Annotated in this window: 13 protein-coding genes, 3 tRNA genes and 1 pseudogene; 9 read left to right on the top strand and 8 right to left on the bottom strand. The window is 73.6% G+C overall.

Features of this window, described 5'->3' with window-relative positions; translation table 11 throughout:
• A pseudogene (locus FXF52_RS26895) lies at nt 1-178 on the top strand (glycosyltransferase family 2 protein); the annotation flags it as partial.
• A gap of 100 nt (nt 179-278) precedes the next feature.
• Here the strand turns inward: FXF52_RS26895 and FXF52_RS26900 are convergent.
• Both FXF52_RS26900 and FXF52_RS26905 read right to left on the bottom strand, forming a co-directional pair.
• The gene (locus tag FXF52_RS26900) at nt 279-1,166 is read right to left on the bottom strand and encodes a transketolase family protein (RefSeq protein WP_148801129.1); all 888 of its coding nucleotides are present in this window, start codon (nt 1,164-1,166) and stop codon (nt 279-281) included.
• Between the two features lie 2 nt (nt 1,167-1,168).
• Complete coding sequence (locus FXF52_RS26905) at nt 1,169-1,861, bottom strand: transketolase (RefSeq protein ID WP_148801130.1); 693 nt, start codon at nt 1,859-1,861, stop codon at nt 1,169-1,171.
• Between the two features lie 46 nt (nt 1,862-1,907).
• Between FXF52_RS26905 and soxR the strand changes: the two genes are divergently transcribed.
• Nucleotides 1,908-2,369: a redox-sensitive transcriptional activator SoxR gene (gene soxR, locus FXF52_RS26910; RefSeq protein ID WP_148801131.1), complete on the top strand. Its 462-nt coding sequence runs from the start codon at nt 1,908-1,910 to the stop codon at nt 2,367-2,369.
• Between the two features lie 4 nt (nt 2,370-2,373).
• Here soxR and FXF52_RS26915 read toward each other — a convergent pair whose 3' ends face one another.
• Together FXF52_RS26915 and FXF52_RS26920 are read right to left on the bottom strand one after the other, a co-directional pair.
• The gene (locus FXF52_RS26915) at nt 2,374-3,348 is read right to left on the bottom strand and encodes an NAD(P)H-quinone oxidoreductase (RefSeq protein ID WP_148801132.1); all 975 of its coding nucleotides are present in this window, start codon (nt 3,346-3,348) and stop codon (nt 2,374-2,376) included.
• A 10-nt stretch (nt 3,349-3,358) separates the two neighbouring features.
• Nucleotides 3,359-3,898, bottom strand: a complete 540-nt coding sequence (locus FXF52_RS26920) for an AAA family ATPase (RefSeq protein ID WP_255472389.1) — start codon at nt 3,896-3,898, stop codon at nt 3,359-3,361.
• Nucleotides 3,899-3,995: 97 nt separating this feature from the next.
• Between FXF52_RS26920 and FXF52_RS26925 the strand changes: the two genes are divergently transcribed.
• Nucleotides 3,996-4,082: transfer RNA gene (locus FXF52_RS26925), tRNA-Ser, on the top strand.
• A 93-nt stretch (nt 4,083-4,175) separates the two neighbouring features.
• Nucleotides 4,176-4,709, top strand: coding sequence for a YbhB/YbcL family Raf kinase inhibitor-like protein (locus tag FXF52_RS26930; protein ID WP_148801134.1), 534 nt, complete (start codon nt 4,176-4,178; stop codon nt 4,707-4,709).
• Between the two features lie 67 nt (nt 4,710-4,776).
• On the opposite strand, the gene FXF52_RS26935 is transcribed toward FXF52_RS26930, so the two are convergent.
• Nucleotides 4,777-5,487 (bottom strand): class I SAM-dependent methyltransferase, encoded by a 711-nt coding sequence (locus tag FXF52_RS26935; RefSeq protein WP_148801135.1) that lies wholly within the window; start codon nt 5,485-5,487, stop codon nt 4,777-4,779.
• 209 nt (nt 5,488-5,696) lie between these two features.
• Between FXF52_RS26935 and FXF52_RS26940 the strand changes: the two genes are divergently transcribed.
• A complete protein-coding gene (locus FXF52_RS26940) occupies nt 5,697-7,508 on the top strand; it encodes a hypothetical protein (RefSeq protein WP_148801136.1) in 1,812 nt (603 codons plus the stop codon).
• Between the two features lie 36 nt (nt 7,509-7,544).
• On the opposite strand, the gene FXF52_RS26945 is transcribed toward FXF52_RS26940, so the two are convergent.
• Nucleotides 7,545-8,327 (bottom strand): ferric iron reductase, encoded by a 783-nt coding sequence (locus FXF52_RS26945; protein ID WP_148801162.1) that lies wholly within the window; start codon nt 8,325-8,327, stop codon nt 7,545-7,547.
• A 329-nt stretch (nt 8,328-8,656) separates the two neighbouring features.
• On the opposite strand from FXF52_RS26945, the gene FXF52_RS26950 reads away from it, so the two are divergent.
• Nucleotides 8,657-10,180, top strand: coding sequence for a peptide deformylase (locus FXF52_RS26950; protein WP_148801137.1), 1,524 nt, complete (start codon nt 8,657-8,659; stop codon nt 10,178-10,180).
• A 121-nt stretch (nt 10,181-10,301) separates the two neighbouring features.
• Here FXF52_RS26950 and FXF52_RS26955 read toward each other — a convergent pair whose 3' ends face one another.
• Nucleotides 10,302-11,423: a globin domain-containing protein gene (locus FXF52_RS26955; protein ID WP_148801138.1), complete on the bottom strand. Its 1,122-nt coding sequence runs from the start codon at nt 11,421-11,423 to the stop codon at nt 10,302-10,304.
• A 204-nt stretch (nt 11,424-11,627) separates the two neighbouring features.
• Between FXF52_RS26955 and FXF52_RS26960 the strand changes: the two genes are divergently transcribed.
• Entirely contained in the window at nt 11,628-12,401 is a 774-nt protein-coding gene (locus FXF52_RS26960) for a CPBP family intramembrane glutamic endopeptidase (RefSeq protein ID WP_148801139.1), read from the top strand.
• Nucleotides 12,402-12,531: 130 nt separating this feature from the next.
• On the opposite strand, the gene FXF52_RS43300 is transcribed toward FXF52_RS26960, so the two are convergent.
• On the bottom strand, nt 12,532-14,394 hold the full coding sequence (locus FXF52_RS43300; protein WP_255472393.1) for a hypothetical protein: 1,863 nt from the start codon (nt 14,392-14,394) through the stop codon (nt 12,532-12,534).
• Nucleotides 14,395-14,527: 133 nt separating this feature from the next.
• Here FXF52_RS43300 and FXF52_RS26970 point away from each other — a divergent pair.
• Together FXF52_RS26970 and FXF52_RS26975 are read left to right on the top strand one after the other, a co-directional pair.
• Nucleotides 14,528-14,618, top strand: a tRNA-Ser gene (locus tag FXF52_RS26970).
• 36 nt (nt 14,619-14,654) lie between these two features.
• Nucleotides 14,655-14,730 (top strand) — tRNA-Arg (locus FXF52_RS26975).
• Nucleotides 14,731-14,776 lie beyond the last annotated feature (46 nt).

Raw genomic sequence — 14,776 nt, forward strand, 5'->3', positions numbered from 1 at the left:
CGAGGTCACCGGCAAGCTGCTCCGCCAGCGCATCCGCCCGTACGAGGTGCCGATCAGCTACCGCGCCCGGGGCCGCGAGGAGGGCAAGAAGATCACCTGGAAGGACGGCGTCGAGGCGATCTGGATCCTGGCCCGCGAGCGCGCCCGGCGCCGCCCGGTCGGCCCCGCCGCGTCCTGACCCTCGCCACACCGACGACACGGGACCCCGCCGCTCCGGCACCGGCCGGAGTTGCGGGGTCCCGTCGTTCTCGTCGCCGGAGCCGCGCCCGCGTGCTCGCTCAGGCGAGGACCGGCGACAGGAACGCGTCGACCGACCGGCGCAGACCGGCCGCGTCCAGGCCGTGCCAGCGGTCGTGGTCCGCGGGGGTGCCGTAGCGGCGCAGCTCCGACCGGCCCACCCCGAGGGTGAGCAGCCGGTGCGGCCGGTCGGCCAGCGCCGCGCCGACCACCCGGGCCGAGGTGCCCGCCAGGTACGGCTCGACCAGGATCACCTCGGCGCCGGCGAGGGCCCGCAGCCCCGCCGTGTCGAAGGGGCGCGGCCGATGGGTGTACGCCACGGTGACCGGCAGGTCGGCGACCGCCGCGAGGGCCTGGTCCAGCACCGGCCCGACCGCCACCAGCAGCGGCGCGCCCGGCCCGGCGTCGCGGACCACCCGCAGGTCGCCCGCGTCGGGGTACGCCCGCGCGTTGCTCTGGGTGGACAGCCGCACGTACGCCGAGTCCTGCCCGCACACCACGTCGCGCAGCAGCCCCGGCACCTCGTCCCGGTGGCCGGGCACGTGCACCGTCCAGTCGTGCAGGGTGTCGATCAGCGCGACGTCCGCCGGGCTGAGGTGGGTGCGGCCCGCCGCCGCCCGGTCGTACGACGCGCCGACGCTGACCAGCACCGCCCCGACCCCCTGGTGGTCGAGGTCCAGCTTGATCTGCTCGTACGCCCGCTCCACCAGGAACGGCGCGTAACTGTGCACGATCGGCCGCTGCCCGGTCAGGGCGAGCCCGCCCGCCACGCCGACCATGAGCTGCTCCCGGATGCCGACGTTGATGACCCGGTCCGGGTGACGCGCGGCGGCCGGCGCGAACGCCGCGGCGGAGATGTCGGCCAGGACAATGGCGGTCCGCGGGTCGTCCAGGAAGGCGGTGGCCGTGGCCACGAAGGTGTCGCGCATGATCACTCCCCGTCGGTGACGACCGCGACGACGACGTGCGGCCGGTGGTTGTCGTGCCCGGTGAGGGCGGTGTGCAGGGCCTCGTGGTCCCGGCCGGCCACGGTCGCGGCGGTCCACCCGTTCACGGTGAACCGGCTCGCCGCGCCGCCCGGCCAGCCGTGGCTCGCCGACCGGTTGTCGAGCACGATCGCGGTCAGGTTGGCCAGCCCGGTCGCCCCGGCGTACGCGATCGCCTCGTGGTTGGAGCCCTCGTCCAGCTCGGCGTCGCCGAGCAGCACGTACACCCGGGGGTCGAACCGGCCCTGGGCCCGCAGCCCGAGCGCCGTGCCCACGCCCAGGCCGAGCCCGTGCCCGAGCGACCCCGAGCCGATCTCCACGCCGGGGACCAGCAGCCGGTCCGGGTGGTCGCCGAGGCGGCTGTCCGGCCCGCCCTGGTCGTCCAGCCACGTCACCGGGACGAAGCCCTTCGCGGCGAGCAGCGCGTAGTAGCCGGCGACCGCGTGCCCCTTGGAGAGGAGGAAGCGGTCCCGGTCCGGGTCATCGACGGTCTCCGGGGTGATCCGGAGCACCCGGTCGTAGAGCACCTGGAGCACGTCCAGCGTCGAGTACACGTTCGCGCCGAACTCGCGCCCGGCACGTACCCGGTCGAGCAGCGCCCGCAGCACGGCGGGGTCGGTGGCGGTGGTCGTCGTCATGCGGCTAGCCTCGGAGTTGAAGCGCACTTCAACTCAAGGCTCTGTGATGCACGAAGCACTCACCATCGGACAGCTCTCCGCCCGCAGCGGGGTGGCCCCCTCCGCGCTGCGCTACTACGAGCGGCTCGGGCTGATCCGGTCCGAGCGGACGGGCGGCAACCAGCGCCGGTACGCCCGCACCGAGCTGCGCCGGGTGGCGTTCATCCGGATCTCGCAGCAGGTGGGCGTCTCGCTGGAGGAGATCCGCGAGGCGCTCGACTCGCTGCCGTCGTCGCGCACGCCCACCCCGGACGACTGGGCCGCCCTCTCCCGCAGTTGGCGGGACCGGCTGGACGAGAAGATCCGGCTGCTCGGCAAGCTCCGCGACGACCTGGACGGCTGCATCGGCTGCGGCTGCCTGTCGCTGCAACGGTGCACCCTCTACAACCCCGACGACTCGCTGGCCGCCGAGGGCCCGGGGGCCCGGCTCATGCTGCCCCGCCCCGACCCGGACCCGGCGCCGGCCTGACCGGTCACCGGACCAGCAGCACCTTGCCCAGGTGGTCGCTCGTCTCCATCAGCCGGTGCGCGTCGGCGGCGTCGGCCAGCTTCGCTCGGGCGTGCACCACCGGCCGGATCTTCCCGGACTCGACCAGCGGCCACACCTGCTCGCGTACCCCCCGGACAATCTCCGCCTTCTCGGGCAGCGGGCGGGAACGCAGCGCCGTCGCGTGGACCGAGCCGCGCTTGGCCAGCAGCATCCCCAGGTCCAGTTCGCCCTTGCGGCCGCCCTGCATGCCGATCACCAGCAGCCGGCCGCCGGTGGCCAGCGCCGCCACGTTCCGCGGCAGATACGCGGCACCCATGATGTCCAGGATCACGTCCGCGCCCCGGCCGTCGGTGACCCGGCGGACCTCCTCGACGAAGTCCTGCTCGCGGTAGTCGATCGTGTGCGCGGCCCCCAGCTCGCGCAGCCGCTCGTGCTTCCCCGCCCGGGCGGTCACCACCACCGTCGCGCCGAGCGCCCCGCCGAGCTGGATGGCGAACGTGCCGATCCCGCTGCCCCCGCCGTGCACCAGCAGGGTCTCGCCCGCGGCCAGCCGGGCGAGCTGGACCACGTTCGACCAGACCGTGCACGCCACCTCGGGCAGCGCGGCCGCGTCGACCACGTCGACGCCGCGCGGCACAGGCAGCAACTGCCCGGCCGGCACGGCCACCCGTTCGGCGTACCCGCCGCCGGCCAGCAGCGCGCAGACCTGGTCGCCCACCTGCCAGCCGGACACGCCGGGACCGAGCGCGGCGACCACCCCGGAGCACTCCAATCCCGGGTACGCCGGCGCGCCCGGCGGCGGCGGGTAGTGCCCCTGCCGTTGCAGCAGGTCGGCCCGGTTCACCGCGCTCGCCGACACCTCGACGACCACCTCGCCCGGGCCGGGCTCCGGGTCGGGCACCACCGACCAGACGAGTGCCTCGGGTCCGCCGGGTTTCGGGATCGTGATCGCGTGCATGGCCCCAGTCTTACCCGATCCGCCCGTCGGTCCACGCCCGAGCCAGGATCTCGTCCACCGTCTGCTCCGGCGTCTGCGCCGAGCTGTCCAGCCAGAGCCCGATCCGGGGCGTCTCGGCGCGGAACGCGGCATCGAAGTCGGCCACCGGCCAGTCCCCGTACCCCTGCTTGGGCCGGTCCCGCTCGCGGGCGGCGACCACCTCGGCGCGGGGCGCGAGCACCACGACCGCGAGCGGCCGGTGCCGGATCCGCTCGACCATGGCCGGCAGCTCGGTGCCGATCACGATGTCCTGGAGGACGACGGTGAAGCCCCCGGCGGCGTACCGGTCCGCCACCGTGGCGGCCAGGTCGTAGCGGAGCCGGAGCTGCCGCCACGCCTCGTCCGAGAGCTGCGCGGTCATCTCGGCGCGCCCGTTCACCACCATCCGCCGGAACACGTCACCGCGCAGGTGCACGGAGCGTGCCAGCCGCCGGGCCAGCAGCTCGGCCACAGTGGACTTGCCCGCCGCCATGATTCCGGTGATCAGGACCACCGCCGGTGTCTCCCACACGGCGGACATCATTTCAGCGGGGTGGGATGGAGGCTCGCCCATTTCCGGCCCGTGGCAGACTAGGCACGGTCACGTGCCCCCGCGGGGGACGTGCCCGGGAGGGTTCGCCTAGTGGCCGATGGCGCTGGTCTTGAAAACCGGTAGGGCAGCGATGTCCTCGTGGGTTCGAATCCCACACCCTCCGCAACCCGGGTCCCCCGCCGCGTCCCCGCGCACGGCGGGCGCTCGCGGGGTATGAAGGGGCGGAGGAATTCGCGCACTCGGAAGGATCCTCCCGATGACCCTGGAACGACCGATCGCCCCCGACCCGTACGAGCTGCTGCCGACGGTGCCGTCGTTCACGCTGACCAGTGACGACGTGCGCAACGGCGAGCCGATGGACGCACGGTACGCGCACGGCAGCACCGGCGGCGAGAACGTCTCCCCGCAACTGTCCTGGTCGGGTTTCCCGGACGAGACCAGGAGCTTCGTGGTGACCTGCTTCGATCCGGACGCCCCGACCGGCAGCGGTTTCTGGCACTGGGTGCTGGTGGACGTGCCCACCTCGGTGACCGCGCTGCCCAGTGGGGTGAAGGAGAGCGACCTCGGCGGTGCCTTCAGCATCCGCAACGACTACGGCGACACCGGCTACGGCGGCGCCGCCCCGCCGCCCGGCGACCGCCCGCACCGCTACGTCTTCGCGGTGCACGCGGTGGACGTGGAGCGCCTCGACGTGGGCCCGGCCGCCAGCCCGGCCTACGTCGGCTTCAACCTCGCGTTCCACACGCTGGCCCGGGCGGTGATCCGCCCGACGTACCAGATCGCGGAGTGACCGGCCGCGAGCCGTGACGGACAAAGGGGGCCTCCGCGTCGGCGGAGGCCCCGTTTCCGGTGCGAGCTCAGCCCGGGACGCGGGCGACCGCGAAGACGGACTGGCCGAACGGCGGGCGCAGCCGCTGCTCCGCCGCCTTGGTGGCGGGGAGGACCAGGCTGTCGTAGATCTTCACCATCGGGCCTTCCTTGGGCATCAGCCGGAAGACCTTGGTGGCCATGAAGTAGCCGATCAGGCCGAGCGCGTTGGCGTAGTGGATCTTCTCCACGGTGAGGCCGGCCTCGGTCATCGCCGCTGCGAGCGTCTTCCTGGTGTAGCGCCGGACGTGGCCGGTCGCGATGTCCGCCGGGCTCATCGCGAACTGGAACGCCGGCACGATGATGATCACCGCGCCGCCGGGCCGGACCAGGTCCCGCATGCTGCGCAGCGCGCCCACGTGGTCCTCGATGTGCTCCAGCACGTTGTACGACACGGCCGCGCTGTAGTCGCCGCGGTCGGAGTGCGGCAGCAGCATCTGCCGGACCTCGATGGTGGGGTGCTCGGCCAGCCGCTCCTTGAGCCGGACCAGCCGGTCCGGGTCCGCCTCGGTGGCGGTGAGCCGGGGCAGGTGCTCGGACCACTCCAGCGCGTAGTCGCCCAGCCCGCTGCCGATCTCGATGGGATTGTCACCGAGGTAGGGCACGGCCAGCTCGACGAACCACCTCCGGTGGTTGACCGCTGTCGCCAGGCCTTCGAGCACCTCGGACTGGACGCGTTGATCCCCAGTGATATCTGCCATGCGTCGATTCCTCACGATATGACTGACCCGCGCCTGGACCGACAGAGTCAACCATCCCGATGGATGGTGCGGGAATCGGGGTACCGGGGGTGGCCGAATTGCGGTCGGGGGTGGGCACGTGATCGGCGGTCGGCGAACTCGGCACATAGTACGCCAGTACCCAGAAACATGCACGGCAGCGCCATTCCCTGACTACGCTCTGAATTGTCATGACTACTCCTGAATCGGACGCCGCCCGCGAGGGTGCCGGCGAGGACGGGCCCGACGAGGGTGGCGGGCCGGCGCGGGGAAGGTGGGTCGATGCCGCCGCCGTGCTCAGTTTCGCGCTGCTCGCCTTCTGGGTGACCGCCCGGTTCTGGGTGAATCCGGCCCACGGGGTGCGGGACAACCGCACCGATCAGGCGCAGTTCGAGTGGATGATGGCGCACGGGGCGCGGGTGCTGACCGATTTTGTCTACCCGTTCGCCTCCGACCGGATGAATGTGCCGGACGGCGTCAATTTGATGGCAAATACGTCGGTATTATCCGTTTCATTACCAATGACGCCGATCACCTTGCTGTTCGGGCCGCGCACGGCATTTCTGGTCTTCCTCACCGTCGGAATGTTCGCCACCGGTGTGGCCTGGTATTTCCTCCTGTCCCGGGTGCTCGTCGGGGCCTGGGGACCGGCTTGGCTCGGGGCCGGCTTCTGCGCCTTCGCGCCGGCGATGGTCTCGCACGCCAACGCCCATCCCAACATCGTCAGCCAGTTCGTGGTGCCGCTGATCATCTGGCGGACACTGCGCCTGGCCGACCCGGGCCGCTGGCTGCGCAACGGCGTGCTGCTCGGCCTGGTGATCGTCTGGCAGGCCTTCCTCAACCTGGAGATCCTGCTGATGACCGCGATCGGGCTCGGCGTGGTGGTGGTCGCGCTCGCCGTCGGCCGGCCACCCCTGCGGCGGTCGGCCCGGACCTTCGGCGCCGGCCTCGGGGTGGCCGCCGTCGTCGCCGGGGTGCTGCTGGCGTACCCGCTCTACGTGCAGCTCTTCGGGCCCGGGGCGTACCAGGGGCTGTCCCGGCTGATCCGGGGTTACCGCACCGACCTCGCCTCGTTCGTCGCCTGGTCGCGGGAGTCGGTGGCCGGGGACGCCCGCACCAGCGCCCGGCTGGTGAAGAACGCCACCGAGGAGAACGCCTTCTTCGGCTGGCCGCTCGCCGTGCTGGTGGTCGCGCTGGTCTGGTGGCTGCGGCGCAACGCCGTGGTGCTCGGCCTGGCCGCGGCGGGACTGATCTTCGCCCTCTTCTCCCTCGGCCGGCAGATCCGCTTCGACGGGCGGGACACCGGCATCCCCGGGCCGTGGGCCGTGCTGGAGAGGCTGCCCGTGCTGCACTCGGTGGTGCCCACCCGCTGGTCGGTGGCGCTCACCCCGATCGTCGGGATCCTGCTCGCGCTCGGCGCCGACCACACCCGGCGGCTGGCCCGGCGCCACCCGGCCGCCCGCCGGCAGACCCGGTTCGCCACGGCCACGGTGCTGACCATGGCGCTGCTGCCGATCCTGCCCACCCCGCTTCCCTCGGTACGCCTCGACCCGACACCCGACTTCGTCACCTCCGGCGCCTGGCGGCCCTACGTGGCCGGCGGGCACAGCATCGTCACGCTGCCGCTGCCGGACACCGACTACGCTGACCCGCTGCGCTGGTCCGCCGAGACCCGGCTGGGCATGCCGCTGGCTCGGGGCTACTTCCTCTATCCGGACACCCGCCCCGGCGCCGGCCGGGTCGCCCTGTTCACCGCCCCGCCCCGCCCCACCAGCACCTTCTTCACCACGATCCGGCGTACCGACGGGGTGCCGCCGATCAGCCCGCAGGACCGGCTGGCGGCGCTCGACGACCTGCGCTACTGGCGGGCCGGAGCGGTGATCCTCGACCCCCGGCTGCGGCAGGCCGACGCCCTGGGCCGGGGGATGACCGCGCTGACCGGAATCGAGCCGGTGTTCACCGGCGGGGTGTGGCTCTGGGACGTCCGCCCGCTGGTCGGCTGACCCTCCCGCGCTCGGGCAGCACCGGGCGCGGTGCCGTCAGGAGGGGCGGACGCAGCAGCCCTGGCAGATCTTCGGCCGGGGCAGGGTGAAGGCCAGGCAGCAGGTACGCCGCTGCACGGTCGGCTCGCCGCCCGGGCCGGGCACCAACTCGACCAGGTCGCTCAGGTCGAGCGCGTCGAGCAGCGCCCCGATGGTCTCGGTCGAGGAGCCGGGCAGCGCGTCCGAGGCACGCAGGACGCCGTGCGCGATGCCGGAGGCGACCGAGCCGAGCAGCGTACGGGTGCCGATCCGGACCTCGGCCTGGATGGCCGCGACCAGTGGGGCGAAATGGGCGTCGAGCAGCGTGGCGCGGAGCGCGTCGAGCAGCGCGGCCTCGTCGGCGACCACCTGCACGCCGGGAGCCCCGGCCAGCGCCAGCGGGTCGCCGGGCAGCACGGCGACCGTGGTCGAGCCGCGCAGGCCCAGGGTGAACAGTTGGTGCTGGTCCTCGAAGTGGATCAGCACGTCGGCCGGGTGCGCCAGCGGCACCCGCCGGGCCGAGGCCCAGCCGAGCACCACCGGCAACGCGGTCCAGTAGCTGTACGACTTCCACGCCAGCGCGGCGCAGGCGTGCGGGGTGCCGCCCCAACGCCGGGCCGCCGCCCGCAGGAACGCCGGCAGCAGGGTGCCGTCGACCAGCCGGGTGGCCGGGGTCCAGCGGGCCTCGTCGCCGGTGACCAGCAGGCCGGGCGCGAGCCCGGGCAGTTGATCGGTGCCGAACATGGCGTGCAGGGTCGCGGTCACCGGGGCGAGCGGCGTGGCGACGTCCCGCCTCGGCATCACCGCTGTCACTGATCCGCCCCCGTCTGGTCGCGCACCGGCCGGCGCGTCTCGTCGGCCCGAACTAAGGCTAGCCTAACCACAGCTGCCGGTCCGGGGAAAGTCGCGTCGAGGGAGAGAAGGAGAGGTCCCGGTCACTCCACCGGCCCGCGGCGCGTGCCGCGTTGTACCCGTCAGGGTCGGTGGAAAACGCCGCCGGGTGGCGGTGGGGCGGCGCAAGCATCGACGGATGCCGCTGGATTGTCAAGGCGAGTGTCGAATACGAGGCAGTTTCCGTACACGTTCGGCCACCCAACGTGAAAATGGACTTCCCGCGTACGAGGAAGCCGATGACGACCTCCCCGATCGAGCGTGCCGCCGACTCGTTCGCGGCCGAACTCGCCCGGCACCGCACCGGCCGAGGGCTGTCCAAGAAGCAGTTGGCCACCCTGATGGGCTTCGACCCGTCCTACGTCAGCCACGTCGAGGGGCGCCGGCACCGGCCCACCGAGGACTTCGCCCGCCGGGCCGAGGCCGTCCTGGAGGCCAGCGGTGCGATCTGGCAGCGTTTCCGGGAGTACGACGAGCTGCGGCACGGCCGCTCCGGCGGGTCGCACCGGGACCCGCCCGTCCCCGGCCAATGGCTGCCGCCCGGCACCGGCCTGGTGGTCGAGCGGGAGACCGCCACCCTCACCCACACCGGCGAGGGCTACCACTGCGCGATCCGGCGTGAGCTCTACAACGCGGGCACCGAACCGGTCACCCGCTACCTGATCCGGGTTGCCGTCGACCGCTACCCCAACGACCCGGGCCGCTCCAACCGGCACCACCGGGAGCACCCGCTCACGTTCGCCGAGCTGCAACTCCAGGCCTACCGGGACGACGGCAGCGCGCGGGAGCCGATGCACTGGCGGGCGAAGCACGACCGGGACGCGTTCAAGGAGATCTGGCTGCTCTTCGAGAACGACGAGGGTCGCCTCCCGCTCTACCCCGGCGACCGGGTCACCATCGAGTACGCGTACCGGGTCGGCCGGGACAAGTGGGGCCCCTGGTTCCAGCGCGCCGTCCGCCTGCCCACCCGGCACCTCGCCGTCCGGCTCGACCTCCCCGCCGACCTCGACCCGAAGGTGTGGGGGGTGGAGACCTCCCTCTCCGCCGAGGAGGGGCCGCTGCGTACCCCGATCCAGCGGTCCCACGACGGTGGCCGCGCCCTCTTCGACTGGGCCACCGACGACCCGCCGCTGAACGCCCGCTACCGCCTGCAGTGGCGGTTTCGCAGCGAACCCCCGGACACCGAGCCCGACGGTCCCCCCGGCCGGGTACGCGCCAGCGACCGGATGCGCGCCACCGGCATCGTGCAGCGCGGCGACGACCTGCTCCGGCAGCCGGCCCGCCAGTTCGACCTGCCCCGCGAGGAACGGGACGCCCGGGAGGTCGTCGACCGGCTCTCCGCCGTCCTGGTCCGCCTCGACGAGCTGCACCCGTTCAGCAAGGGCGTCGGCATCGCCGCCCCGCAGCTCGGGCTCGGCCTGGCCGCCGCGCTGGTCCGCCCCGCCGACCGGGCGGCCGACCCGGTCGTCCTGCTCAACCCGCGAGTGGTGGACGCCGCGTCCGAGACCGACGAGCAGTATGAGGGCTGCCTCTCCTTCTTCGACCACCGCGGGCTGGTGCCCCGGCCGCTGCGGATCGACGTGGAACACGCCCAGTGGGACGGCAGCCGGGTCATCACGTCCTTCGAGTACGCCATGGCCCGGCTGGTCGCCCACGAGATCGACCACCTGGAGGGGCACCTCTACGTCGACCGGATGGCCCCCGGCGTGCCGCTGGTGCCGGTCGAGGAATATCGGGAAACCGGCAACCCCTGGCGCTACTGACCGCCGCGAGATTCCGGTACGCGGGCCGGTTGCCGGCCCGGCCCGCGTACCGGTGACCGGGGGACCGGGTCGCGTGCCCCAGGGGGCAGGGGCACGCGACCCGGATCGGGGGGAGAAACGCCTACAGGTTGCCGAAGGTGTCGTACCGGATGTGGTCCGGCGGGACGTCGTCCGCGGCGAGCGCGCGCAGGGTGGCCCGGACCATCGGCGCCGAGCCGGAGACGTAGCAGTCGTGGGCCGTCCACGGGCCGTACCGGGTGACCACGTCGGAGATGTCGCCCAGCTCGCCGCCGAAGTCCAGGTCGGCGCTGCATGCCGGGGTCACCGACAGCCACGGGTGCGCGGCGACCAGCTCCTCGAGGCCCGGCAGGCCGTACAGCTCCTCCGGCCGGCGGGCCCCGTAGAAGATGTGCACCCAGCGGGTCCGGTTGACCTCGGTCAGCTCCTCCACCAGCGCCTTGATCGGGGCCAGTCCCACCCCGCCGGCCACGCAGAGGACGTCCCGGGTGGACGACCGGTCCAGGGTCATCGACCCCATCGGGGCGGCCACCCGCAGCAGGTCCCCCGGTCTGGTCCGGCGGACCAGCGCCCCGGACACCCAGCCCGCCGCGCCGGCCGGCGTCCGCACGTGGAACTCCAGCACGTTGTCCTCGTTCGGGGCGTTCGCCACCGAGTACGTCCGCCATACCCGCGGGTGGTACCGGGGCGCCTCGACGCTGACGTACTGGCCGGCCTGCCAGCGCAGTGGGTGCTGGAGGGCACGGACGGTCAGCACGGCGGTGTCCGGACCGTACCGCTCGTGGGTGAGCACCTCCGCGTGCCAGAACGGCGGGTTCTCGTCCGCCGCCGCCCCGGCCAGCATCTTCTCGCAGATGCTGGCGTACGCCTCCCGCCACGCCTGGTCGTACTCCAGGTTCCAGCCGTCCCCGGCGGTGCTGCGCAGCGCGTCCAGCAGGGCGACCCCCATGGTCTCGTAGTGCGCGGACTCGACGTGGTACTTCCGGTGGTCCCGGCCCAGCGCCCGCAGGTACTCGTCGAAGCTCTCCGGGTCCCCCATCGTCTGGGTGGCGGTGACGATCGCCTCCAGGATCCGGTCGCCCTGCCCGTTCATCTGCACCGGGAACAGCTTGCGCAGCTCCGGGTCGAGCAGGAACAGCCGGGCGTAGAAGTGACCGCTCAGCCGTTCCCGGTCCGCCTCGACCAGGGTCCAGCTCTCCTTCAGCAGCCGCGCGAAGTTCTCCACGGGGGACGCTCCTTCTTCTGACGGCGGATGGGGCCCGCATAGAATCTCCACGGAGCGTGCTCAGCGGTCGCACAGAATGTGCGATCGGCTCGCCTGGGTTGCGAGGGGCTGACGTCTTTGTCGTGCCCGCACGGCCCTCGCTGCGCTCGGTGCGATCGGTCATGACAGGTGCCAACGGTCCCTGGTGTGCGGCACAGTGGTCCGGTGACCGTTGACGAGCTGACCCGGCCGGTGTCCCGCCGGACCCTGGGCACCGAGACGCTGCTGGTCCTCGGCCTCTCCCTCGGGCAGTCCGCGGTGTACGCGCTGGTCTCGCTCGTCGCCAAGCTGACCGCCACGGGCGGGCTCGCGAAGCAGACCGCCGCGCTGAACACGTCCGCGTCGGCCCGGCCCTACCTCGACCTGACGTACCAGCTCCTCGGCATCCTCTTCGCGCTGCTACCGGTGCTGCTCGCCGTACACCTGCTGGCCCGTGACCCCGGCGACCCCGCCCGGACGCTCGGGGTGGACCTGACCCGGCCCGGGACGGACCTGGCCCGGGGCGTGGGCCTGGCCGCGCTCATCGGCCTGCCCGGGCTGGCGCTGTTCTGGGCGGCGGCGCAGCTCGGCATCAACGCCACCCTGGTCCCGGCCGCCCTGCCGCACCTCTGGTGGGCGGTGCCGGTGCTGATCCTCGCCGCGGTGCAGAACGCCGTGCTGGAGGAGGTGATCGTAGTCGGCTACCTGGTCACCCGGCTACGGCAGCTCGGCTGGCAGCTCGGCGCGGTCATCGCGGCCAGCGCCCTGCTGCGCGGCTCCTACCACCTCTACCAGGGCTTCGGCGCGTTTCTCGGCAACGCCGTGATGGGCGTGGTGTTCAGCCTCTTCTTCCTGCGCACCCGGCGGGTGGCCCCGCTGATCGTCGCGCACACCCTGCTTGACGTGGTCGCCTTCGTCGGCTACGCGCTGCTGCCGAAGTCCTGGTTCGGCTGGCTCTGACCGCCCCCGTCCCGGGCCGCGCCCCGGCCCCGGCCCGTCTTGGCCGCGAGTTGCGGCATGTTGCGGTGTTCGCGCGGCTGAGGACGGCCCGACATGCCGCACGTCGCGGGGGCTCCTACGGGCGCGGCCGTCAGCGTGCTCGTGCCGGCCGGTAGAGGGTGACGGCCCGGGCGGCCAGCCGCTCGGTGGCGGCCGAGTCACCCCCCGCTGCGGCGAGCAGCGCCGCCCCCGGCAGCAGCCGCGACGCCAGCCGCAGGGCCAGCCACCCGCCTGCCTGCGCGGCCAGCGGAGTGGCCAGCCGCCAGGCCGCCTCGGCGGCGCGCGGCCACGGGCCCTCCGCCGGCGCCCCCGCCGACCCCATCGCGTCCAGCGCCGCACGGGCGGTGCCGGCGTCCGGGTGCACCTGGGTCAGCACCAGCAGTTCGGCCACCCGGTCCGAGTGCCCGGGGTCCCGGCCGTATACCGCCGCCAGGTGCAGCACCAGATTGGCCTGGGTCCAGAGCACCGCCGCCAACTCCGCCACCGGCGCGAGCAGGCCGGCACCCGCCGCGAGCGCCCCACCCGTACCGGCCAGCCGGACGAACCGCCGGGTCACCAACCGGGCCAGCCCGTCGGCGTCCGCGTCCGGATACCTCCCCCGGGTCCGCTCGACCCAGTCGCCGGCCCGGGGCCCGAGGGCCTCCACCGCGGTGCGGGCCAGCAGCTCCGGCGCGAAGCCGGGATGGTCGAGCAGTTGCCCGCCGACCGCCCGCCAGCTCTCCCCAGGGGTACGCCTCGGTACGCCCTCGGCCGGCCCGCCGAGCGGCACCGGGGTGGTCTTCGGCGTCTCCGGCAGTGCGGTCGTCACTGGGGCGGCCCCGGCCGCCTTCCTCGCCGGGCCGGTCTTCTTCGTCGGGGTGGCCTTCTTTGCTGGGGTGGCCTTCTTCGCTGGGGTGGTCTTCGCCGTGGCCCCCTCTGCCCGGGTGGCATTGGCCGGGGCGGTCTGCGCGGCCTTCGTTGGCCGTCCGGTCGCTGCCGCCGGGTGCTCTTCGGTTGGTCCCCACCGCCCCGGGCCGTTTCGTGGGTCAGCCGGTGCGGCCGGGGCTCTGCCGGCTGCTCCAGGGTCGGTGACGCCGGCCACATCGGCTGCGGTGGCCGGAGCGACCCGCTGGGTCGGGGCGGTGGTCGGCGGGCCAGCGGCAGTCGCCCTGTCCGCTTCGGGGGCCGCGCCGTGGGCGCCGCTCGCCACGTTGGTCGCCCCCGGCACGTCCGGCTGAGCGGCTGTGGCGTTGGCCACGCTGACCGGCCCGGTCGGTTCGGTCCGGCCGGCCTGGACTGTCGGCTCCGCCCCGGTGTCAGCGGCGCGCTTCCGGCCGGCCGGGGTCGCCTTCTTCGCCGTGGCCGCCTTCCTGGTCGTGCTGGCTTTCCTCGCCGGCGTGGTCGTCGTCTCCGCCGCCGCCTTCTTCGCTGCCGTGGTTGCCCTTCTGGCCGGGGTGCGGCGGATCTGCTCCGGGATCTCCTCGTCCGCCGAGGCGACGTCGCCCCGGTTCGTTGCCGCCGTCCCGCCGTCGGCCGGATCTGCCGTCCCGCCGTCGCCCTGGGGCGTTGCCGCCGTCCCGCGGTCGGCCGGGTCTGCTGCCCCGCGGTCGGCCGGGGTCGTCCCGCGCCGTCTGGCCGCGCCGTCCCGTGTACCTGAGGCCGGGCTCGGGCCGGCCTCGCCAGTCGTCGGGCTGGCCTCTGCGGACGGGCGGGGGCGGGGCGCTGAGGGCGATGGGCCCGGGCTCCGGTCGGGGCCGCCGGCGCGCGGCGCGGCGGCGGCCGGGTCCGGCGGCTGGAAGAGCACGGCGGGGGTGACCTTGGTCCGCCGCGCCCGGGACGGCGCACCGGCCTCGGTCCCATCGGCTGGCGGTTCGGGGGTCGGCGGCGGGGTGAAGGTCGGTTTCGCAGAGCGGCTTCGCCGGGCGTCGGCGGCGGGCTCGCGACGGGGCGGATCGCTGGGCTGCTGCTCCTGCATATCGATGGAGCCTAGTCCGGGGCGTGACGTCGCACACGGGGGGAAAGCAGCGGATGGGCCCTTCCGGGTAGTCGCTTTGCTCCGGGCGGGTGTGGGCCTGTATCCTCGGGCGCGGTGGTCTCCGGGCCACCGGGGAGACTTCGCCTAGTCTGGTCTATGGCGCCGCACTGCTAATGCGGTTGGGGTTTTAAAGCCCCTCCCGGGTTCGAATCCCGGAGTCTCCGCGCGAAAGCCGGGTGTGTAGACTGGCTGAGCACCGAGCGCCCGTAGCTCAACGGATAGAGCATCTGACTACGGATCAGAAGGTTAGGGGTTCGAGTCCCTTCGGGCGCGCCAAACTGAACAGGCAAAACGCACAGGGCCGGTCGCTTGCGACCGGCCC

The sequence above is a fragment of the Micromonospora sp. MP36 genome (assembly GCF_008119785.1).
In the GTDB taxonomy this organism is placed as follows: Bacteria; Actinomycetota; Actinomycetes; order Mycobacteriales; family Micromonosporaceae; genus Micromonospora.